A 21,296-nucleotide genomic window follows, 5' to 3' on the forward strand; every position below is an offset into this window, starting at 1 on the left:
TCTTTTCTGTTTCATGTAACGACTTTCCATGAATAGTTCATTACTCGCCAACTTGTTGTCTGATCTGGCTCTTGATTTTCGGGAGCCGCAATTTTTATGGCAGGTCGGTACGGTTGCATTGTGCCTTTGCCTGGCATGGTTGTTCGCCAGATTTCTGCGTCAGATTTTTGCCCGGAGTGAGCCTGATTCTTCGGTTGTCCGGCTTGGGGCAGAAAGTTTTGGCCGGGTGTTGCAGCCCGCGCTGAGCGTCCTGTTCCTGATGATCGGCAAGTGGATGCTGGGACGCTGGCAGCATACGCATTTGCTGATGCTGCTGTTCCCCATCATTGGCTCGCTTGCACTGATCCGGTTTGGATTTTATGTGGTGCGCCGGACTTTTGCGCGGGATGGCGACATCGGGAAATTTCTGGCGTTATTTGAAAAACTGTTTGCCGGACTGGTCTGGCTGGGTGTTGTTTTGCATTTCACGGGCCTGTGGCCGGATTTGCTGGACGCGTTAGACAGCGTGGTGTTGCCAGTCGGTAAAAATAAAATTACGGTACTGAGCATCCTGCAGGCCTGTATCTCCGTGGCACTGACCATGGTGATTGCATTGTGGGCCAGCGCTGCGCTCGAAACCCGCCTGATGCAATTGCCTACGACACACATGTCGCTGAAAGTGGTGCTTTCGAGGGTTGGCCGTGCTTTACTGATTCTGCTGGCCTTATTGATCAGCCTCACCATCGTGGGTATTGATCTCACGGTATTGTCTGTTTTTGGCGGCGCATTGGGCGTGGGGCTTGGATTCGGTTTGCAGAAAATTGCCAGCAGTTATGTGTCCGGCTTTATTATTTTGCTCGACAGAAGTATGTCTATCGGCGATTTGATTACAGTCGATAAATTCAACGGCAAAGTTACCCAGATAAATACCCGCTATACTGTCTTACAGGGGCTGGATGGCGCCGAGTCGGTTATTCCGAATGAAGTGCTGGTCTCTTCACCGGTACAGAATTACTCACTGACCAACCGCAGCGTGGCAATGTCAACAGATGTGACGGTGTCTTACCGTACTGACCTGGGAGCATTGTTGCCCGTCCTTGAATCGACTGTCGCCAGTGTACCCAGGGTGGCGCAGGAGCCGGCACCTGCTGCTTATCTGATGAAATTCGGGGCGGACGGGCTGGAATTACGGATCGGATTCTGGATTGCGGATCCCGAAAATGGCCGTACCAATGTTTTGTCTGCTGTGAACCGTGCGTTGTGGAGCGCATTACAGATGCACCACATTGATCTGCCTTTCCCGCAGAGAGTCGTCACTTTTGCCGGAGCGCCTGCCAGTGTACCGAGTCAGTCTGTACCTGATGACGGTGATGCAGGAAATTGCAGATAAATTGAGGAAGTAAAGTCAAAAACGCGTACAATGCGTCCCCATATCTTTATCTGTTCTGAGACAGTTAACTTTGCGATATAAGTTACGAAGCGAACATTAACAATGGAGTACATGTTATTTTGAGCACATTTGTTGAAACTGTAATTGATTTTTTGTCTAATGGCTTTACTCGCGCCAGTGGATGGCAGGTATTTATTTTTACAATGGTCGTGACACATATCACGATTGCCAGCGTGACGATTTTCCTGCATCGCTGTCAGGCGCACCGCGCTCTGGAGCTGCATGCAATCCCCAGCCATTTTTTCCGTTTATGGTTATGGCTGACTACAGGTCAGGTAACCAAGGAGTGGGCATCCATCCATCGCAAGCATCATGCAAAATGCGAAACAGAAGAAGACCCACACAGCCCGCAGACACGCGGCATCAAAAAGGTGTTGTTGGAAGGTGCTGAGCTCTATCGTGCGGAATCCAGAAACCTGGAAACCATGCAGAAATATGGACACGGAACACCGGACGACTGGATTGAGCGCAATCTGTATACCCGTTTCAGCTGGGCAGGTATTTTGCTGATGTTTATAGTTGATTTTTTGTTGTTCGGCGTTATTGGTATCACAGTCTGGGCAATCCAGATGATCTGGATTCCGGTGACCGCAGCGGGCATCATCAATGGCATCGGTCACTATTGGGGCTATCGTAACTACGACTGTGTTGACGCCTCTACCAACATTTTCCCGATTGGCATCCTGATCGGCGGCGAAGAATTACATAATAATCACCATACATTTGGCACATCGGCCAAGCTGTCCTCCAAATGGTATGAGTTTGATATCGGCTGGTTGTATATCCGCATTATGGAAATAGTCGGTTGGGCAAAAGTCAAAAAGCTGGCACCGGAACCGAAATTTGCAGAGAGCAAAGCGGTGATTGATATGGATACTTTGCAGGCGGTGATCACGCATCGTTACGATGTCATGGCAAAATATACAAAATCTTTACGTCGTACCTGGCGTCATGAAGTCGCAGTGCTGCGTGAAAAAGCTCAGTTTGGGGCGGCGCATTTAAAGCTCACCAAAAAACTCCTGCAGCGTGAGCCGAACAAACTGGAGGCGCCACAGCAGCAGCAGTTGTCTGAAGTGCTGGCGCACAGCACGGTCTTAAAGACTATGCACGACATGCGGGTGGAGCTGGGATTGATCTGGGAGCGCTCTACCGTCAGCCGTGAGCAGTTGGTGCATCAGCTGCAGGACTGGTGTTTGCGGGCAGAAGCATCGGGCATCCAGGCGCTGCATGATTTTTCCCGCCGTCTGCGGACTTATGCCTGATTGCGGTATCGGTCACAATAAAAAAACGGTGCAACTGCACCGTTTTTTTATGAATAGTGCCGTCTGCGGAAATGATACTTCGCACAAGATGTAAATAAGTGAGAATTTCCGGGGAAATTCTCGATCAATACAATTTGAATAAAATAAAAAAAAGCCTCGCAGAACGAGGCTTTTTTTATGTCCAAAGAAAAATCGGATTACTTGATTTTTGTTTCTTTGTAGATCACATGCTTACGTGCTTTAGGATCAAACTTCATGATCTCCATTTTTTCAGGCATCGTGCGCTTGTTTTTGGAGGTTGTGTAGAAGTGACCAGTGCCGGCAGTGGATTCCAGCTTGATTTTGTCGCGACCAGATTTAGCCATGATATTTTCCTAACAATAGTTTAGCTTAAACTTTTTCGCCGCGAGCGCGCAGGTCAGCCAAAACGGCATCGATGCCGACTTTGTCAATGACGCGCAGACCAGCGTTAGACAAACGCAGAGAAACCCAGCGGTTTTCTGATTCTACGAAAAAGCGACGGTTTTGCAGGTTAGGCAAAAAGCGGCGTTTGGTTTTGTTGTTAGCGTGGGAAACGTTGTTGCCAACCATTGGCCCTTTCCCAGTCACTTGGCAGACACGTGCCATGATTAACTCCTTAATAGTTTCCGAAATTGGAAAAAAAGAGAGTATAAACAAAATTCTTTGAATTATCAACGACTTGTGAAAAACAATTGTGTCTTATTTAAAATTTAAATTTAACAATTTAAATTTTTATACCAGGTCATGCTCTGCAAGTGAATAAACATGCGGGTTTGCAATGATGAAGTGATCCAGAACCCGTACGTCAATCAATGCCAGTGCCTGTTTTAGTACCCGGGTCAGTTCGATATCTGCCTGGCTGGGTTCCGGTGTGCCGGATGGATGATTGTGCGCGAATATGATCGCAGCGGCATTATGCTTTAAAGCAGATTTCACCACTTCTCTGGGGTAGACGCTGGCATGATTCAAGCTGCCGCGAAATAATTCTTCCGATGCGATCAGCCTGTTTTTGACATCCAGAAACAAGGCGACGAAGATTTCATGTCCTTTATTTCCAATCAGTAATTGGAGGTAATGCCTGACAGCCTGCGGGGAGGATAAGGTGGTTCCATTCTGTAATTCTTCTGCAATCGCTCTTCTGGCCAGTTCGGAAACTGCCTGCAACTGGGCATATTTGGCACTTCCCAGGCCATGTATGGCGCAGAACTCTGTCCGGCTGGCGGAGAACATGCGGGATAGCGAGCCGAAGTGCTGGAGCATGTCGCGTCCCAGCTCGACTGCACTTTTTCCGGCCACGCCGGTGCGCAGAAAAACCGCCAGTAATTCTGCGTCGGATAATGCTGATGCGCCTGATTTAATCAGTCTTTCCCGTGGCCGCTGATCTTCCGGCCAGTCCGTAATTGCCATATTGCTCCAGTCTGTCTCTGAGGAGGATCACGTCGAAGTGTTAAAGCTGGCTTACAATACATACTGTTAACCTGCTATTTTTCAGCCATCCATCATGACTACTCCAGCTATACCCGTCGTTACCCCGAATGCTTACCTGACATTGCATTATCGCCTTGCCACCTTGGATGGTGAGGATATTATCAGTACTTTTAATGATAGTCCTGCAACTTTGCAAATGGGGGGCGGGCAATTGGCTCCCGAACTGGAAAGTGCATTATTGGGGCTGGCGGAGGGGACGCATTCCACGCAGGAGCTCCCCCCTGAAAAAGCGTTCGGCGAGCGTAATCCGGAACTGATCCAGAGAGTGTCCGCCGAAACGCTGAAAGAAAACTCTGCATTCGGTGAGCAATATGTGATCGGTGATCTGGTCGATTTTACCGCGCCTTCAGGTGGCCGTTTCGCCGGTATTTTGCGTGAAATGGATGCACAGGGATATGTGTTTGATTTTAATCATCCGCTGGCAGGACAAACGTTGTTGTTTGAAACCAAAATCATAGGAATTCTGTAAGTGATGGATAAGGAAATTGTATTGGCGCAGCCCAGAGGGTTTTGCGCCGGAGTTGACCGGGCCATTGAGATTGTTGAAAAAGCGCTGCAAAAATTTGGTGCGCCAATCTACGTCCGGCACGAGATCGTGCATAACGCGTATGTCGTGAATGACCTCAGGGAGAAAGGTGCCGTTTTCATTGAAAATCTGGAAGACGTACCTCCCGGTAATACTTTGATTTTCTCTGCGCATGGTGTGTCTCAGGCGGTGCGTAAGGAAGCTGAACAACGTGGCGTCCGGATTTTTGATGCAACTTGTCCCCTGGTTTCCAAAGTCCATGTTGAAGTCGTGAAAATGCGCCATGAAGGTCGTGAAATCATCATGATCGGTCACGCCGGACATCCTGAAGTCGAGGGAACCATGGGACAGACGGAAGAGGGTATGCACTTGGTCGAAACGATCGCCGATGTGGCAAAGCTGCAGGTGAAAAATCCCGATTTGTTAGCCTACGTGTCCCAGACCACGTTGTCTGTGGATGATACGGCCGAAATTATCGCTGCTTTGAAACAACGTTTCCCCCTGATCAGTGAACCTAAAAAAGGTGATATCTGCTATGCCACCACCAATCGCCAGGAGGCCGTCAAATTCATGGCGCCCCAGGTCGATCTGGTGCTGGTGATTGGTAGCCCGAACAGTTCTAATTCAAATCGCTTGCATGAACTGGCCAGAAAAATCGGTGTTCCCGCCTTTATGATTGATAACGCGACCCAGATTGATGCGGCCTGGCTGAATGATGCGGTACGTATCGGCGTTACGGCAGGTGCTTCTGCACCGGAAGTGTTGGTCGCAGAGGTCGTGGCGCGATTGCGTGAATATGGTGCAAAAAGCGTACGTACGCTGGAAGGCGTGGAGGAGCATGTGACTTTTCCCATGCCGAAAGGACTGAACAGCGACTGATCTGATCGTTTCATGCCGCATACACACAAGCAGGCAGGAAGGTGAACAAGTATTAAAAAACTGCATTTTCCCAAGTTTTCGATATTTTATTTTGTGGATTCGTGATTAAGATTGCGCAACTCCTTTGCTCTGCGGCATGACAGGGCAAAGAGGGAAGCAATCGAAGTGGCTTTGTGGAAAATACGTAGCACCGGGTGGTTTTTTTACCACGGACTCGATTAAATGCATCGGTATAATCCCGCCCACTTCAATGGCGAACTAAAAGAAGTCACAATATTAGAAAAACTTTTACCAAAAGTTGCAGAGGAGAACTGAAGATGTGTATGACACGCAATATTGTCACTCTCGATATGATGACACGCCTTTTCGGATAGCAGATGACGACAACGTGAGCGGCGCCCAGACATCAGGGTGCCGTTTTTGTTATCAGGAATGATTTTTGCTGACATGTTCCGATGTTTAACCGGTATATTGAGCCGGTCAGCATAAATTTCGATTCGTTTATATAGAGAGATGCAAATATGGATACCTTTATCCAACAAATTATCAATGGGCTGGTGTTGGGCAGTATGTATGCACTGGTCGCATTGGGCTACACCATGGTTTATGGTGTGCTGAATCTGATTAACTTTGCCCATGGCGATGTGCTGATGGTTGGCGCCATGGTCGGGCTGAGTATCATCAAGTTATTGCAGGTCGTGGCACCGGGACTGCCGGGTATCGCCATGCTGCTGATTGCTATTCTGGGAGCGATTCCAGTCTGTATTATCGTGAACATTCTGATTGAGCGGATTGCTTACCGCCGCTTAAGAAATGCTCCACGTCTGGCACCATTAATCACTGCGATCGGTGTGTCTATCCTGGTGCAGACGTTTGCGATGATGATCTGGGGCCGGAGCCCGATTCCTTTCCCTTCTGTGATGCCAACGGTTCCGGTTCAAATCGGCGGAGCGGTGATTTCCCAGATTCAGATATTGCTGCTGGTGTTGGCTACTGCCGCCATGATTGGTCTGGTTTTACTGGTCGAAAAAACCAAGATGGGAAGAGCGATGCGTGCGACGGCTGAAAATCCGCGCGTTGCAGGGCTGATGGGTGTTGACTCCAATAAAGTCATTGTGGCTACATTTGCAATTGGTGCCGCGCTGGCGGCGATTGCCGGCGTCATGTGGGCGGCTAATTATTCCTCTGCGCAGTTTGCGATGGGCTTTGTTCCGGGTCTGAAGGCGTTTTCCGCCGCGGTGCTTGGGGGAATCGGCAACATCTATGGTGCGATGGTAGGCGGGATTTTGCTCGGGCTGATTGAAAGTCTGGGTGCCGGTTATATCGGCGATCTGACTGGCGGCATTCTGGGCAGTCAGTATCAGGATATTTTCGCTTTCATCGTATTGATTATTGTGCTGACATTGCGTCCATCCGGCATCATGGGTGAGCGTGTGGCTGATCGTGCTTAAGGAGAAAAGCCATGTCAACGATATTTGATGTAAAAGCCAATCCTCAAAAAGCCTATGCCAGTTTTGCTGTGCTTGGTATTGTGCTGGTGCTGTTTCCATTTGTTGCTGCTAATTTCGGTAATTCCTGGGTCCGTATTATTGATTTCGCGCTGCTGTATATCATGCTGGCGCTGGGGCTCAATATTGTGGTCGGATTTGCCGGTCTGCTTGATCTGGGATATATCGCGTTCTACGCAGTAGGTGCTTATCTGGCGGGTATTTTCGGGTCTCCTCAGTTCGCCACGATCCTCGAGTCGTTTGTGGATAATTACCCGACCGTCGGGAATTTTCTGGTCACTGCTTTCGGTCCTGAAATCGCACAGAAAGGTATTCACCTGTCTGTCTGGATTATCATTCCATTTGCGGCAGCCATTGCCGGAATGTTTGGTGCTCTGCTCGGTGCGCCGACGCTGAAGCTGCGCGGGGATTACCTGGCAATCGTGACACTGGGCTTCGGTGAAATTATCCGTATTTTCATGAACAACATGAACTCTCCGGTGAATATCACGAACGGTCCTCAGGGAATTAACATGATCGACCCTGTGAGCGTCATGGGAGTTTCACTGGCCGGTGAGTCGGGTGTGGTGCATATCGGCGGTTTCAGCATGCCATCGGTCAATGCCTATTATTTCTTGTTCCTGGCATTGTGCATCCTGATTATTTTTGTTTCCACCCGGTTGCAGCATTCACGTCTGGGGCGGGCATGGGTTGCTATCCGTGAAGACGAAATCGCAGCCAAAGCGATGGGCATCAATACACGGAATATCAAGCTGCTTGCATTCTCTATGGGGGCTTCTTTCGGAGGCGTTTCCGGTGCCATGTTTGGCTCGTTTCAGGGTTTCGTTTCACCGGAGTCATTCTCCCTGATGGAATCCATCGTGATTCTGGCAATGGTTGTGCTGGGCGGTATCGGGCATATTCCCGGGGTTGTGCTGGGCGCTATTTTGCTGGCGGCTCTTCCGGAAGTTTTGCGCCATGTCGTGGAGCCGGTTCAGATGCTGATGTTTGGCAAAATCTGGATTGAGGCGGAAGTTCTGCGTCAGTTGCTGTACGGTCTGACCATGGTGGTCGTCATGTTGAATCGTCCGGCCGGTTTGTGGCCAGCGCCAAAGCATGAAGACCGAATCACCAAAACCAACGATGCCGCAGCCTGAGGAAAACAGACATGAGTGAACAGACAATGTTGAAAATCGAGGGTGCCAATAAGCGTTTTGGTGGCTTGCAGGCACTGTCGAATGTAGGAATTGATATTAAAAAAGGCCAGATTTATGGTCTGATTGGCCCAAATGGCGCTGGAAAAACCACGTTCTTTAACGTCATCACCGGTTTATATCAGCCGGATACCGGATCTTTTGAACTCGATGGCAAGCCATATTCTCCTTCTGCGCCGCACGAGGTCGCCAAGGCAGGGATTGCACGTACTTTCCAGAACATCCGCTTGTTCGGAGAAATGACCGCGTTGGAAAATGTCATGGTTGGCCGGCATATCCGTACCCACCAGGGTGTCTGGGGGGCGGTGACCAGAAATGCAGCCGCACGCAAGGAAGAAGCGGAAATCCGCAGCCGTGCGCAGGAGCTGCTGGACTTTGTCGGTATTGGTCAGTTTGCTGACCGTACTTCCAAATACCTGTCGTACGGCGATCAGCGTCGTCTGGAAATTGCACGTGCGCTGGCCACGGATCCGAAATTGCTGGCGCTGGATGAGCCGGCGGCAGGGATGAATGCGACTGAAAAACTGGCGCTGAGGGAGTTACTTGTCAAAATCAAGGCTGAGGGAAAAACAGTCCTTCTGATTGAACACGATGTAAAACTGATGATGGGCTTGTGTGACCGCATCACCGTGCTTGATTACGGCAAACCGATTGCAGAAGGTCAGCCGGCAGATATCCAGAAAAATCCGGCAGTCATTGAAGCATACTTGGGAGGGGGCCACTAATGGCTGAGAACGTATTGAAAATCAGTAACCTGAAGGTTGCGTATGGCGGTATCAAGGCAGTTAAAGGCATTGATCTGGAAGTCAACAAAGGTGAGCTGATTACTCTCATTGGTGCCAATGGCGCTGGTAAAACCACCACCTTGAAGGCAGTTACCGGAACGTTGCCAAGCTGTAAGGTGGAAGGCGACATTCTGTATATGGGAAGCTCTATTCGCGGGAGCAATTCTTTTGAACTGGTGACACGCCATCTGGCGATGGTACCGGAAGGTCGTGGCGTGTTTACCCGCATGACGATTCACGAGAATCTGATGATGGGCGCCTACACCCGTAACGATAAAGGCGGGGTTGATGCGGATATCGATAAGTGGTATTCGGTATTTCCCCGTCTGAAAGAGCGTTCTGCGCAGCTGGCGGGCACACTTTCCGGAGGCGAGCAGCAGATGCTGGCGATGGCGCGTGCTTTGATGAGCCATCCCAACCTGTTGTTGCTCGATGAGCCATCCATGGGTTTGTCACCCATCATGGTGGAAAAAATCTTTGAAGTGGTGCGGAATGTTTCTGCGCAAGGTGTGACGATTCTGCTGGTTGAGCAAAATGCGAAACTGGCATTGCAGGCAGCGCATCGGGGCTATGTCATGGAATCCGGTGCGATCACCATGAGCGGTTTGGCCAGTGATATGCTGAATGATCCCAAAGTCCAGGCAGCATATCTGGGCGAAGCCTGACGCTTTATTTGCTTCGGTATTTTTTAATAAATGTTCAGCCAATAAAAAAGCCCCGGATCGGGGCTTTTTTATTATGTTCTGCTGCCTGGTCCGGACACTTCATGAGTGATTTGCCAGGCATTACGCCGCCAGAATTACTTCTTGGCTGCTGCGCGTGGAGCAGCTTTGGTTGTCGCTTGCGTCAGTTGATTGACTGTGTTGTTCATGTTTGCTTCGATAGCTTCAACCGCCTGTTTGGTGGTCTTGCTTAATTGCTCGTAGCCGCTGTTGGCGTTGTTCATCGCTGTCTTGAAAAAAGACACGATTTGCTCTGTGCCGGCAGGTGCATTTTTAGATACTTCGTCGAACAGGGACTGGATTTTACGGTTATTCTCCAGAATCTGCGCTTCTGCGGCATGGGTGATTTCAGCCTGTGCTTCGGAAGCAATGGCTCCCAGGTGACGGCTGTATGCGAGGAATTTTTCCGCATTAGGCTGTGTCTGGGCGCTGCTCAATGTGAAGAATTCCTGTGGGTCTTTGGCTGCCAGCAACTGTTTGGTGTGTGCTGCAGATTCTTCCAGCGAGCTTTTGACTGCATTCAGGTTCAGCTCGATTAATTTCTCAACACCCTCAAATGCTTTGCCGCTCAGAGATGAAAACAGAGCGAGTTGTGCATCAAAATTAGCTTTAGTAGCGGCCGAAAATTGTTCTGGTACGGAAAACATAGCAATCTCCTAAAAAGAGGAAGTAAGCAAAGATGAAGCTGGTTTATCCAATAATTAAAAGTAAATGTTTTACATTAAATTTGTGCGATGCGTCATTTCTATTATATTGATTTGTAAGACTAAATCAATCATTGATTGTGCGTTGCAATTTATTTTGACGCATTTACCTGTGTCATCAGTGAAATTTAATTTTTATGAATTTACTTGAAGAAATGTAAATTTCTCCGACATCCATTGTCGGTCAGATTTATGACCACTGAATGAATTGAATCGCTTATGTTAGACTTTTAGTTTGATTTTCTCTCTGTGGTACCTGATCCACATATTCCGATGAAAATACAGGCAAAAAAACGGTGTGAATTTGGCTATTTTCACGACATCACGACCCGCTGGATGGATAACGACGCATATGGACACGTGAATAACGTGGTCTATTACAGTTGGTTTGACACCATCGTGAATCAGTTTTTGATCAGCAACCAGGTGCTGGATGTGGAGAAAAGTGAAGTGATCGGGCTGGTGATCGAAACGCAGTGTAATTATTTTTCATCGGTCGCATTCCCTGAAAAGGTGGTTGCCGGAGTTGCGGTGAGCAAGCTGGGAAACTCCAGCGTCCGTTATGAGGTGGGTATCTTTAAGGAAAATGAAGACATCGCTTCAGCGCAGGGGCATTTCGTTCATGTGTATGTTGATCGCAGCAACCGTCGCCCGGTCCCGATACCTTCTGCATTACGTCAAATATTGGAATCTATACAGAGAGAGGCAGCATGATAGAAACACCGGCTCAGCAATGCGTTGATCAGATTATTACCGGACGTCGCTCAATCCGGGCGTTTTTAAAAACGGAAATCGATACTGACGATATCCGCTCCATCCTGACGGTCGCATCACGCGCGCCTTCGGGTAGCAACACACAGCCCTGGAAGGTGTATGTGTTGCAAGGCGAGCGTCTGAAAAAATTATCTGAGTGCATTTTGCAGGCACACCATCTGCCTCTTGCTGAGAATGGTCACCGCGAGGAATACAACTACTATCCGGTAAAGTGGGTCACGCCTTATCTGGAAAGGCGGCGCAAGGTCGGATGGGATTTATATTCCCTGCTCGGGCTGGGACGGGACAATAAGCAAGGCATGCATGCCCAGCATGGCCGTAACTATGCGTTTTTTGATGCGCCTGTCGGTCTGATTTTTACGATTGATCGTGTCATGGAACAGGGTTCCTGGCTGGATTACGGAATGTTCTTGCAGAATATTATGCTGGCGGCAAAGGCCAGAGGGCTCGATACTTGTCCTCAGGCAGCATTTACCCAATATCACCAGATTATTCGCGACGAACTGATGTTGCCAGAAAATGAAATGCTGGTTTGCGGGATGGCGCTGGGTTATGCAGATATGTCGAAAATTGAAAACAGTCTGGTGACGGAGCGCGATGACCTCGCGACTTTCGTACAGTTTTTAAGGTGAACCGGGACTTCAATACATTGCGCTAAGTCTTTAATTCGCTTGCGATATTTCATAAATTTGCTACACTGCACTAAATTTTTTGGCACATTTTATTTGAGGAGTTGTAGACAGTGAAATTTGCCCATCAGGCCCGCCAGGCTCTCATTGTTTCTCTGATCGGACTGTTGCCCGTATTGGCGCACGCAACGGACAGTCAGCCGGCACAACATAAAAAACGTATCGTCCATAAACACGTGACGCATGTGGCAGCCAAGCCTGCCAGACATTATGTGACGGTGAATGGTAAACGCCGGCTGGTTGCCGGTGCAGCGATTGCCGCTGTCGCGCCGATCGTGGTCGAAAAAGCCAGTGTCGGGGATACCGTTGGCTTAAAACATACGCATGATCCTCTCGCGCTGCAGTCCAACGTGGCGTATGTGGTGGATCAGGCCAGTTCAAAAGTTTTATTCGAAAAAAATCCGGATGTTTCTTTACCGATTGCATCGATTACCAAGCTGATGACCAGTCTGGTGGTGGTGGAAGCCAATCAGGACATGAATGAACTGATTGAGGTCACTACGGATGATATTGACAAAGAAAAAGGTACAGGTTCGCGTCTGAAAATCGGTGCCAAATTGTCGCGTGCCGATATGCTGCATATTGCGCTGATGAGTTCCGAAAACCGGGCCGCCTCTGCGCTTGGCCGTAATTATCCGGGCGGCTTGCCAGCGTTTGTCAACGCCATGAATGCCAAGGCCAAACAGCTCGGTATGACGGAAACGCATTACGTTGATTCCAGCGGATTGTCCAGCCAGAACCGCGCCAGCGCCAAAGACCTGGTGCGGCTGGTGAATGCGGCTTATCAGCATCCTGTGATTCGTGAGTATTCGACGGATTCCCGCTATACGGTCAATCCGGGCGGCCATCAGCTGGAATATGGAACATCGAATAAACTGGTTTCGAATCCTGCCTGGGAAATCGGGTTGCAGAAAACGGGTTACATTACTGAGGCGGGTCGTTGTCTGGTGATGCAGGCGATGATCGAGGGGCGTGCGATTGTCATGGTATTTCTGGATTCCAAAGGCAAATATTCGCGGCTGGCCGATGCCGGTCGTATCAAGAAGTGGCTGGAAACAACGATGACAGCAACGGCGAAAGCGCCACCGCAAATTTAAGCGTCATTATCAGTCTGTTGCGCGGGGAAGTGATTTCGTCTTCGCAAAAAAAGCCGGATCATGAAATCCGGCTTTTTGTTTTGGCGCATCCTTGTGCTGCCATGACTCATGGTGAAAACGACGGTAGCTGTTGAGCGGTTTTGATTACCGTTGGTGCGCCTGCATGTCATCCAGATGGAAACAGACTGGCCCATAATTGCCGGGTTGCTCCGGCCTCGTGGGTCACGCGGGTGGTGGCAACCCGCGCACGGTCTGCCCCCTGCAGCCGGATACCGTGCTGCAGCTTGCGGAACCAGCGGTAAGCACGCGCGGTTTTTTCTGCCAGTTCCGGATCGATCAGTTGCAGTTCGCCGCATCGTTGAAGCAGGGCTATATTGCCGATATTGGCTGTCAGCTGCGGGTATCGATGCGCATATTTGAGCACCAGGTATTGCACGATGAATTCAATGTCAATCATGCCGCCGGCATCATGTTTCAGATCGAATAAATCACTGCGGTTCAGATGCGCATCGTGCATTTTTTTTCGCATGCTGATGACTTCCTGCGTCAGCGTCGCCGGATCGCGCTGCTGGCATAATACGTCGCTGCGGATTGCTTCAAACGCGGCGCCGATTGCGCTGTCCCCTGCGCAGAAGCGTGCCCGGGTCAGTGCCTGATGTTCCCATAACCAGGCAGATTTTTCCTGGTAGCGGGAAAAAGACTGAACCGACGACACCAGCAAACCGCTTGCACCGTCAGGCCGCAGTGCGATGTCGATATCAAACAGGATGCCTGCCGGCGTATGGCTGGTCATCCAGGTGATGAAGCGTTGTGCCAGTTTTGCGTAATTGGCCGGCGCCTCCTGATCTTCGTCGTCGTAGAGGAAAATGACATCCAGATCGGACGCGTAACCCAGTTCTTTGCCACCCAGTTTTCCGTAGGCAATGACCGCAAAACGGGGGATGTCGCGGTGGCGGCTGGCGATGGTTTGCCAGGCTGCCTGGATGGTGGCGGCAACGATCAGATCCGCCAGCTGAGACAGACCATCTGCCAGGTGTTCCACGGTCAGCTCGCCCTCCAGATCCTGCGCCAGTAAGCGGAATTGCATGGCATGATGCATTTCACGCAGTGTCTCCATTTGTCTTTCGGTATCGCCCTGATGATGTTGCAGCTGGCGCTGCAGTTCCTGCTCGAAGTGGCGCCAGTCGGGGCGCTGATGCAGGACGGATTCATCCAGCAATTCATCGAGCAGGATGGGGTGGCGGGTCAGAAACTTGGCGGCCCAGTCGCTGGCTTCCATCATCCGGATCACCCTGGCCAGCGCATGCGGGTATTCCGTCAGCAGCGACAGGTAGGCGGAACGGCGTGCGATGGTTTCCATAAAGTCGAGCAGGCGATTCCAGCAGGTCAGCTGATTTTCCGGTAGTTTGCCGACCAGTCCGGAGGCCTGATTCAGCAGCATGACCAGCTTGTTACGGCTGCCTTCCGATAAGGCTTGTATCCGCGGCGATTGCCAGCTTGCCAGCAGACGTCGGGCTGCATCCTGCGCTTCCTGGAAGCCGGCGCTGCTGAGTTGCGCTGCCAGCGCATCAGTATTTTCAGCGGCATCCAGATGATTGCTGAGCAAACCGGAAGTCTGATCGGCGGCAGAGCCGGATTTTTCCTTGAAAATGGCATCAAACTGCTCGGCCACAAACTGGCGGTGGTGGCTCAGTTCGTTCAGCAATTGCTGCACAGTCTGATAGCGCATCATGACTGCAATGCGCTGCTGATCTTCCGCCGCAGCCGGAAAAGTGTGGGTCTGCGCATCGTCCAGATATTGCAGGCGGTGTTCCAGATTGCGCAGAAAGGTATAGGAATTCAGCAGCCCCTGTACGATCTGTTTGTCCAGGATGCCTTTGGTGGCGAGGGTTTCCAGCGTATGGCGGGTTGAGCGGTCGCGCAGCTGCAAGTCGCGTCCGCCACGGATCAGCTGGAATACCTGCGCCAGAAACTCGATTTCACGGATGCCGCCGCGTCCCAGTTTGACATTATTACTGCGTTCCGGATGACGGGTTTCCTGACGCACGACTTCGGCCCGGATTTGCGCATGCATAGAGCGCAATGAGTCGATCGCGCCGTAATCGAGATAACGCCGGTAGACGAAGGGCCGGATAATTTTTTCCAGCGCTGTAATTTCATCTGCCTTGCCGGTCATGGCGCGCGCCTTGACCCAGGCGTAGCGCTCCCATTCACGCCCCTGAATCAGGAAATATTCTTCTACCATCGCGAAGCTGGCGACCAGCGGACCGGATGCGCCGTTCGGACGCAGCGCCATATCGACCCGGAAACTGAAACCGTCTTCGGTGATTTCAGAAATAGCCGCAATCAGTTTCCTGCCAAGGCGGCTGAAATATTCATGGTTTGACAAACTGCGCTGGGAGTCATCGGTGGTGCGGGTTTCACCATCTTCGGCATAGCAGAAAATCAGGTCGATATCGGAAGAAACATTGAGTTCATAACCTCCCAGCTTACCCATGCCCAGCACGACCAGTTCCTGTGCCGTACCGCTGTCCTGTCCGATCGGGATGCCGTACAGTACCTGACACTCGGCATCGAGCGCCGCCAGATGCTGTTGTACGACAAAGTCGGCGAATTCGCTGATAGTCGTCACCACTTCATGCAAGTTGGCCGCTCCGGACAGATCGCGCCGTATCAGGGTGCAGATCACCAGATTGCGCAGCCGGCGCATGGCTTTGTTCAGACTGGCGCCGCCGGAAATTTCTTTTTGTAAAATCTGAGCAAAAATCGCCGGGCTCAAGGATAATTCAGAGATTGTGTCCAGCACCGGTTGGCGTTCGTCCGATGCTTGCAGCCAGCGTTGTAAAAAACGGGAAGTGAGAAGAATATCGGTGGTTGATGTCATGTCAGGGCAGGCCGGCAGCTGCAGAATAAGATGAAAACTGATTCTAAGGCATATGGGCGTTGCTAGCAGGATTTTACGTCGGGTTTTCTGACGGGACGATAAGGTGAGTGAAATATACTCCGGGGGAGTATGTTTGCCAGCCCTTCATTGGTGCGGATAATTGGCTGAAATTTTAAAAAATACAGGGGAGTATGTTGAAAGCAGTGGTTTACTCAGCAACGGCAGACGCCGGATTGTTGCTGTCTGATGTGCCCCGATAGCATGACAGAAGACGCATCTTCCCCTCGCAGCACAGAACAGGCCGCCTGCCCGCCGGTATGGCAGCGGGCGGGCACACACCTGTGGTTTGCCTGCGGTGGCTGCCTGCGCTGGTGCTTGCGTCTGGCGCTGGTGTTGTATTTTTTATTTGCCGCGCTGGTTCTGGTGTCCCGCTACGTTCTGCTGCCCCAGGTCGCCAATTACAAGCCGCAGGTGGAGCAACTGGTCAGCCGCAGCATTGGGCGTGTCGTCACCATTCAGGCATTGCAGGCTTCCTGGCAGGGAATGAATCCGCAGCTGGCGCTGGAAAACGTGGTGCTGCACGATCAGAACGGTCAGGCCGCGCTGGCTCTGCCGGAAATCCGGACGACCTTGTCCTGGTGGTCGCTGATGGTCGCCAACCTGCGGTTCAATCGTATTGAGCTGAATCGACCTGTCCTGAATATGCAAAGGGATGCCGGCGGGCAGATTTACATCGGCGGTTTTTTGATCGACTCCCGGCAAAGCGGTGATGGCAAAGGACTGGACTGGGTGCTGGAGCAGCATCAGATTGTGATCCACGATGGCCTGCTGCGCTGGAAAGACCAATACCGTCAGGCGCCTGAGCTGCAGCTGACGCAAGTAAATCTGCTGTTGCAGAATCAGTGGCGGCATCATCGCTTTGCATTGCGTGCCACGCCGGCAGCGGGGCTGGCTGCGCCGCTGGATATCCGGGGGGATATGCTGCATCCGGCGTTTACCCGGAAAATTTCCGATTTCAGCACCTGGGCCGGGGATCTGTATGTCGATCTGCATCAGACGGACCTGAATCAGTTGAGTGCGTATGTGGATTACCCGGCCCTGATCCATCGCGGTTTTGGCTCGGTCCGTTCCTGGCTGCGCTGGGAACGCGGGCGGGTGGCTGATCTTACAGCAGATCTGAAACTCAGTGATGTGCAGGGAAAACTGGGGCGCGATCTGCCCGAACTGGACATGAGCGAAATCAGCGGGCGGGTGATTGCCAGCGAAAAAATCGATCTTGGCAAAAAATACCTGCCGTCGATTTTCGGCAAGGCAGGTCACACCATTGCGCTGGAAAATTTTTCCATGAAAGGCCGCGATGGCATGAGCATGCCCGCCACCACCATCAAGGAAAGTTTTACCCCCGGCAGCAATGGGCAGCCGGAGCGGGTTGAGCTGTACGCCAAATTCCTTGATCTGGAGATGCTCGCCAATTTTGCCGAGCACCTGCCGCTTCCGGCAGACCAGCGCCAGATGCTGGCGGACTTTGCGCCGAAAGGTCAGTTAAAGGAATTTTCCGCCAGCTGGCAGGGAAGTTACCCGGAAATCGCTGCCTATAAAGTCAAGGGGGAATTTATCCAGCTCTCGATGGCGCCGCAGGCAGCGCAGCTGGCCCATCCTAAGACGGCGCGCAGCCCGGCGAAGGCGGCGGTGCCCGCCATTCCTGGATTTGAAAATCTGTCCGGCACGATTGATGCTAATGATCAGGGCGGGCATTTCGCGCTGGATTCACGCGATCTGTCGCTGCGGCTGTCGAGCTATTTTGTCGATCCACTGATGCCGTTCAACCGGCTGCAGATGCAAGCCAGCTGGAAATTTGACAAGGATGACAAACTGCTGTTCCAGATCGCAAAAATGGACATGGTGCAAGGTAGTATGCATGCCAGTCTGAGTGGCAGGCATGTGCTGCCGATGCGGCAGTCAGCGCAGCCGCAGCCCGGAGAGGTCGATCTGAGCGCGCATATTCAGGGTTTTGATCTGAAACAACTGGATCGCTATATCCCGGCCGTGGCCGAGGAAGATTTGCGGCACTGGCTGACCCGGGGGATTCTGGATGGCCGCGCCGATGATGTCAGTGTCAGGGTCAAAGGCGATCTGACCTATTTTCCGTTTTCTGCCAGCGATGCGTATGCCCGCAGCAAAGGTGAGTTTCTGGTGAAGGGCAACCTCAGCGGCGGCAAACTCGATTTCACCGCCGGCGCGTTATCCGACAACGGAAAAACGACGCTCTGGCCGGTGATAGATGATATCAAGGGCAGTTTTATTTTCGATCGCGCCCGCATGGAAATTCATGGCGATACAGCGAAATCGCAGGGCGTTGAATTGCGCAAGGTGAAGGCAGTGATTCCCGATCTGCTGACCAGCGGCTCGGTGCTGAATATTGAAGGCAATGTCGGCGGCAGCCTGCAGAACATGCTGGGGTATGTGGCAGCCAGTCCGGTCAGCGGCTGGCTGGGGCATTTTCTGGATGAAACAAGAGCCGGTTCTGCTGCCGCGCTGAGTCTGAAACTGCAATTACCCTTGCAGCACCTGATCGATGCCAAAGTCCAGGGGGCGCTGCAACTGATGAACAATGAAGTTGCGCTGCAGCCGGGTATTCCTGTGGTCAGCGCTGCCAGTGGCAGGCTGGAATTTAATGAGCGCGGCGTGAATCTGGGAACGCTGAAGGGCTATGCGCTGGGCGGCCCGGTCGTGATCAGCGGCGGGTCGCAAAAAGACAGCAGTATCCGCATCCGGCTTGACGGCAGCGCCACAGGCGAAGGTTTGTCGCAGTTCCTGCCGGCAGCTTACCGCGAGCAGCTCAGTGGCCGGGTCAGCGGCACGACAAGGTATACCGCCAGTATCAATGTGAAAAAACAATTGCCGGAAATCGTGATTGAATCCGGTTTGCAGGGACTGGCGCTGAATTTTCCTGCGCCGTTAAAAAAGAACAGTGCCGAATTGCTGCCGTTGCGCATCGATATCCAGCCACAGGCTTCTGCAGACAGCAATGTCTGGCAGGACGAGCTGCGGGTGAATCTGGGGAGCTTGCTGCATGCCCGTTACTGGCGGAAAAAAGCCGCTGACAAAACCGCCAGCTGGCAGGTGGTGCGCGGTGGGATCGGCGTGAATGCCGCGGCACCCGAACCGGCTGCCGGCCTGGTCGTGAATATCGACACGCCGGTTCTGCAGGCCGATGAATGGCGGGCACTGACCGGTTTGTCGGCGGGCAACAATCCGGCTGGCGACAACCGCAGTACCGGTGCTGCCAGTCTGGATATCCGTCCATACATCGACGCCGGCGTGATGGCGGTGCGCACCGGGCAACTTCACATTCTGGGTAAGCAGCTGGATCAGGTGGTACTCGGCGTTTCACATCTGAACGATACCTGGCAGGCCAACATTGATGCCCGGCAGGTATCCGGCCACTTCAGCTGGACTGATAATCCGGCGCGGCCCGGTCCCGGCAATATTTCAGCGCGGCTCAGCAAACTGATTATTCCGCATTCCGCCGCATCGGAAGTCAGCGACCTGTTGGAAGGAAAAAACGCCGGAACGCAAATTCCCGGACTCGATATCGTTGCCGAGCAATTTGAACTGCTGGATAAAAAGCTGGGAAGGCTGGAACTGCAGGCCAGCAATCAGATGAATGCCGGTGCCAGTGAATGGCTGCTGAACAAAGTCTGGCTGAAAAATCCCGATGCCGAATTACGCGCCAGCGGCAAATGGAGCAGTCGCAACGACGATGGCAATACCCGGCTTGATTATGTGCTCGATATTGCCAATAGCGGTCAGCTGCTGGAACGGTTTGGCTTTCCGCATGTACTGAGCGGTGGCCACGGTCGTCTGGAAGGCGATATCCGCTGGGCCGGATTGCCGTTTGCGATGGATATTCCCAGCATGAACGGCAAGGTGAAACTGGATCTCTCGGCAGGGCAATTTCTGAAAGTCGATCCGGGTGCCGCCAAATTACTCGGCGTGCTCAGCATGCAGTCATTGCCACGTCGCCTGACGCTCGATTTCAGGGATATTTTTTCAGAGGGGTTTGCTTTTGATGCCATCACTGGCACGGCCCAGATTCAGCAGGGAATTGCAAAAACGGATAATCTGAAGATGCGGGGCGTGAATGCCACCGTCGTGATGAGCGGGCAAGCCGATATTGTGCGCGAATCGCAGCAACTGCACGTGGTGGTGATTCCAGTCATTAATGCCGGTGCGGCTTCGGTGGTGTACGGACTGGCGGTCAATCCCGTGATCGGACTGGGAACCTTTCTGGCGCAACTGTTTCTGCGCGAGCCGCTGGCGAAAGCATTTACTTTCGAATATCTGATCAGCGGTCCGTGGAAGGACCCGGTGGTCAAAAAGCTGGAACGGTTTGACAGCGGAGAGCTTGCCGCCACGCATGGGCAGCCGGCTATGAATAAGGGGGATGAATGAAAATTGCAGCGATCCAGATGATTTCCGGTGCTGATCTGGAGCACAACATCGCCACGGCCCGCCGCTTGCTGACCGAGGCAGCAGCAGACGGTGCGCAATTATTGTTGTTGCCGGAATACTGGCCATTAATGGGATTGCGTGACACCGACAAGCTTGATATTGCCGAGCCTGCCGGAACGGGGCCCATGCAATCATTTCTGGCGGAGATGGCGCGAACACTGAAGGTCTGGCTGATCGGCGGTACGATTCCCCTGCAGTCGCCGGAGCCGGGTAAAGTATTGAACACCACTCTGGTCTGGAGTCCGGAAGGCACAGTCTGCGCCCGTTACGACAAAATGCATTTATTCGGTTTTACCAAAGACGAAGAATCATACGAGGAATCGCGCACCATTACCCCCGGCCATCAGGTCGCCGCATTTGATCTGGAGCTGGGGCAAGTCGGATTATCCATTTGTTACGACCTGCGCTTTCCCGAGCTGTACCGCGCCATGGGGCCGTGTGCGCTGATCGTCGTTCCGGCAGCATTTACCTATACAACCGGACAGGCGCACTGGGAGATTCTGCTGCGTGCCAGAGCCATCGAAAACCAGTGTTATGTGCTGGCTTCCGGTCAGGGTGGGGTGCATCAGAATGGTCGCCGCACCTGGGGACACAGCATGCTGATCGACCCGTGGGGTAAGGTGCTGGCGGTATTGCCGGAGGGCGAGGGATTTGTCAGCGGTGAGCTCGATGCGGACGTGATCAGGAATATCCGGCAGAGCCTGCCGGCGCTTCAACATCGTCAGATATGGTAAGGAATCATGTCCCGGGTTGCAGGGTGTTCCGTATCGACGGCCAGCGTTTTCCAAGTTGCTTTACAATGCAAGTCTTGAATCATTTT

18 protein-coding genes are annotated in these 21,296 nt (G+C 52.1%); 13 read left to right on the forward strand and 5 right to left on the reverse strand.

What is annotated here, in order from left to right; translation table 11 throughout:
• Positions 1-28: 28 nt before the first annotated feature.
• Complete coding sequence (locus H8K27_RS04650; protein ID WP_186862058.1) at positions 29-1,369, forward strand: mechanosensitive ion channel family protein; 1,341 nt, start codon at positions 29-31, stop codon at positions 1,367-1,369.
• 119 nt (positions 1,370-1,488) lie between these two features.
• Positions 1,489-2,691, forward strand: a complete 1,203-nt coding sequence (locus tag H8K27_RS04655; RefSeq protein ID WP_268977076.1) for a DesA family fatty acid desaturase — start codon at positions 1,489-1,491, stop codon at positions 2,689-2,691.
• A gap of 197 nt (positions 2,692-2,888) precedes the next feature.
• Here the strand turns inward: H8K27_RS04655 and rpmG are convergent, their stop codons facing one another.
• From rpmG to radC, 3 genes are all read right to left on the reverse strand, one after another.
• Positions 2,889-3,056, reverse strand: coding sequence for a 50S ribosomal protein L33 (gene rpmG, locus H8K27_RS04660; protein ID WP_110257750.1), 168 nt, complete (start codon positions 3,054-3,056; stop codon positions 2,889-2,891).
• A gap of 25 nt (positions 3,057-3,081) precedes the next feature.
• Positions 3,082-3,318, reverse strand: a complete 237-nt coding sequence (gene rpmB / locus H8K27_RS04665) for a 50S ribosomal protein L28 (RefSeq protein ID WP_162021243.1) — start codon at positions 3,316-3,318, stop codon at positions 3,082-3,084.
• Positions 3,319-3,444: 126 nt separating this feature from the next.
• The gene (gene radC, locus H8K27_RS04670) at positions 3,445-4,119 is read right to left on the reverse strand and encodes a RadC family protein (RefSeq protein WP_186862059.1); all 675 of its coding nucleotides are present in this window, start codon (positions 4,117-4,119) and stop codon (positions 3,445-3,447) included.
• Between the two features lie 94 nt (positions 4,120-4,213).
• Between radC and H8K27_RS04675 the strand changes: the two genes are divergently transcribed.
• The 6 genes from H8K27_RS04675 (at position 4,214) to H8K27_RS04700 (ending at position 9,756) form a co-directional block, all read left to right on the forward strand.
• A complete protein-coding gene (locus H8K27_RS04675) occupies positions 4,214-4,669 on the forward strand; it encodes an FKBP-type peptidyl-prolyl cis-trans isomerase (protein WP_186862060.1) in 456 nt (151 codons plus the stop codon).
• 3 nt (positions 4,670-4,672) lie between these two features.
• The gene (ispH, locus tag H8K27_RS04680) at positions 4,673-5,605 is read left to right on the forward strand and encodes a 4-hydroxy-3-methylbut-2-enyl diphosphate reductase (protein WP_186862061.1); all 933 of its coding nucleotides are present in this window, start codon (positions 4,673-4,675) and stop codon (positions 5,603-5,605) included.
• 521 nt (positions 5,606-6,126) lie between these two features.
• Positions 6,127-7,056: a branched-chain amino acid ABC transporter permease gene (locus H8K27_RS04685; RefSeq protein ID WP_176802464.1), complete on the forward strand. Its 930-nt coding sequence runs from the start codon at positions 6,127-6,129 to the stop codon at positions 7,054-7,056.
• Positions 7,057-7,067: 11 nt separating this feature from the next.
• On the forward strand, positions 7,068-8,249 hold the full coding sequence (locus tag H8K27_RS04690) for an ABC transporter permease subunit (protein WP_186862062.1): 1,182 nt from the start codon (positions 7,068-7,070) through the stop codon (positions 8,247-8,249).
• Positions 8,250-8,260: 11 nt separating this feature from the next.
• Complete coding sequence (locus H8K27_RS04695; RefSeq protein ID WP_186862063.1) at positions 8,261-9,031, forward strand: ABC transporter ATP-binding protein; 771 nt, start codon at positions 8,261-8,263, stop codon at positions 9,029-9,031.
• Positions 9,031-9,756 (forward strand): ABC transporter ATP-binding protein, encoded by a 726-nt coding sequence (locus H8K27_RS04700; protein ID WP_186862064.1) that lies wholly within the window; start codon positions 9,031-9,033, stop codon positions 9,754-9,756. Before H8K27_RS04695 ends, H8K27_RS04700 begins: the two co-directional genes overlap by 1 nt.
• A gap of 134 nt (positions 9,757-9,890) precedes the next feature.
• Here the strand turns inward: H8K27_RS04700 and H8K27_RS04705 are convergent, their stop codons facing one another.
• Positions 9,891-10,460 (reverse strand): phasin family protein, encoded by a 570-nt coding sequence (locus tag H8K27_RS04705; RefSeq protein WP_186862065.1) that lies wholly within the window; start codon positions 10,458-10,460, stop codon positions 9,891-9,893.
• Positions 10,461-10,790: 330 nt separating this feature from the next.
• Between H8K27_RS04705 and H8K27_RS04710 the strand changes: the two genes are divergently transcribed.
• The 3 genes from H8K27_RS04710 to pbpG all read left to right on the forward strand — a co-directional run bounded on the left by H8K27_RS04710 (position 10,791) and on the right by pbpG (position 13,077).
• Positions 10,791-11,231: an acyl-CoA thioesterase gene (locus tag H8K27_RS04710; RefSeq protein ID WP_186862066.1), complete on the forward strand. Its 441-nt coding sequence runs from the start codon at positions 10,791-10,793 to the stop codon at positions 11,229-11,231.
• Positions 11,228-11,923: a nitroreductase gene (locus H8K27_RS04715; protein ID WP_186862067.1), complete on the forward strand. Its 696-nt coding sequence runs from the start codon at positions 11,228-11,230 to the stop codon at positions 11,921-11,923. Before H8K27_RS04710 ends, H8K27_RS04715 begins: the two co-directional genes overlap by 4 nt.
• Positions 11,924-12,033: 110 nt before the next feature.
• On the forward strand, positions 12,034-13,077 hold the full coding sequence (gene pbpG / locus H8K27_RS04720) for a D-alanyl-D-alanine endopeptidase (RefSeq protein ID WP_186862068.1): 1,044 nt from the start codon (positions 12,034-12,036) through the stop codon (positions 13,075-13,077).
• A 166-nt stretch (positions 13,078-13,243) separates the two neighbouring features.
• On the opposite strand, the gene glnE is transcribed toward pbpG, so the two are convergent.
• Positions 13,244-15,961, reverse strand: a complete 2,718-nt coding sequence (gene glnE / locus H8K27_RS04725; protein ID WP_186862069.1) for a bifunctional [glutamate--ammonia ligase]-adenylyl-L-tyrosine phosphorylase/[glutamate--ammonia-ligase] adenylyltransferase — start codon at positions 15,959-15,961, stop codon at positions 13,244-13,246.
• Positions 15,962-16,222: 261 nt separating this feature from the next.
• Between glnE and H8K27_RS04730 the strand changes: the two genes are divergently transcribed.
• Together H8K27_RS04730 and H8K27_RS04735 are read left to right on the forward strand one after the other, a co-directional pair.
• On the forward strand, positions 16,223-20,416 hold the full coding sequence (locus H8K27_RS04730) for a YhdP family protein (protein ID WP_186862070.1): 4,194 nt from the start codon (positions 16,223-16,225) through the stop codon (positions 20,414-20,416).
• Positions 20,413-21,210 carry a carbon-nitrogen hydrolase family protein gene (locus H8K27_RS04735; RefSeq protein ID WP_186862071.1) on the forward strand — a complete coding sequence of 266 codons (798 nt, stop codon included), beginning with the start codon at positions 20,413-20,415 and terminating at the stop codon, positions 21,208-21,210. Before H8K27_RS04730 ends, H8K27_RS04735 begins: the two co-directional genes overlap by 4 nt.
• Positions 21,211-21,296: the final 86 nt, after the last annotated feature.

It is taken from the genome of Cognatundibacterium griseum (assembly GCF_014284195.1).
GTDB lineage: Bacteria > Pseudomonadota > Gammaproteobacteria > Burkholderiales > Burkholderiaceae_D > Undibacterium > Undibacterium griseum.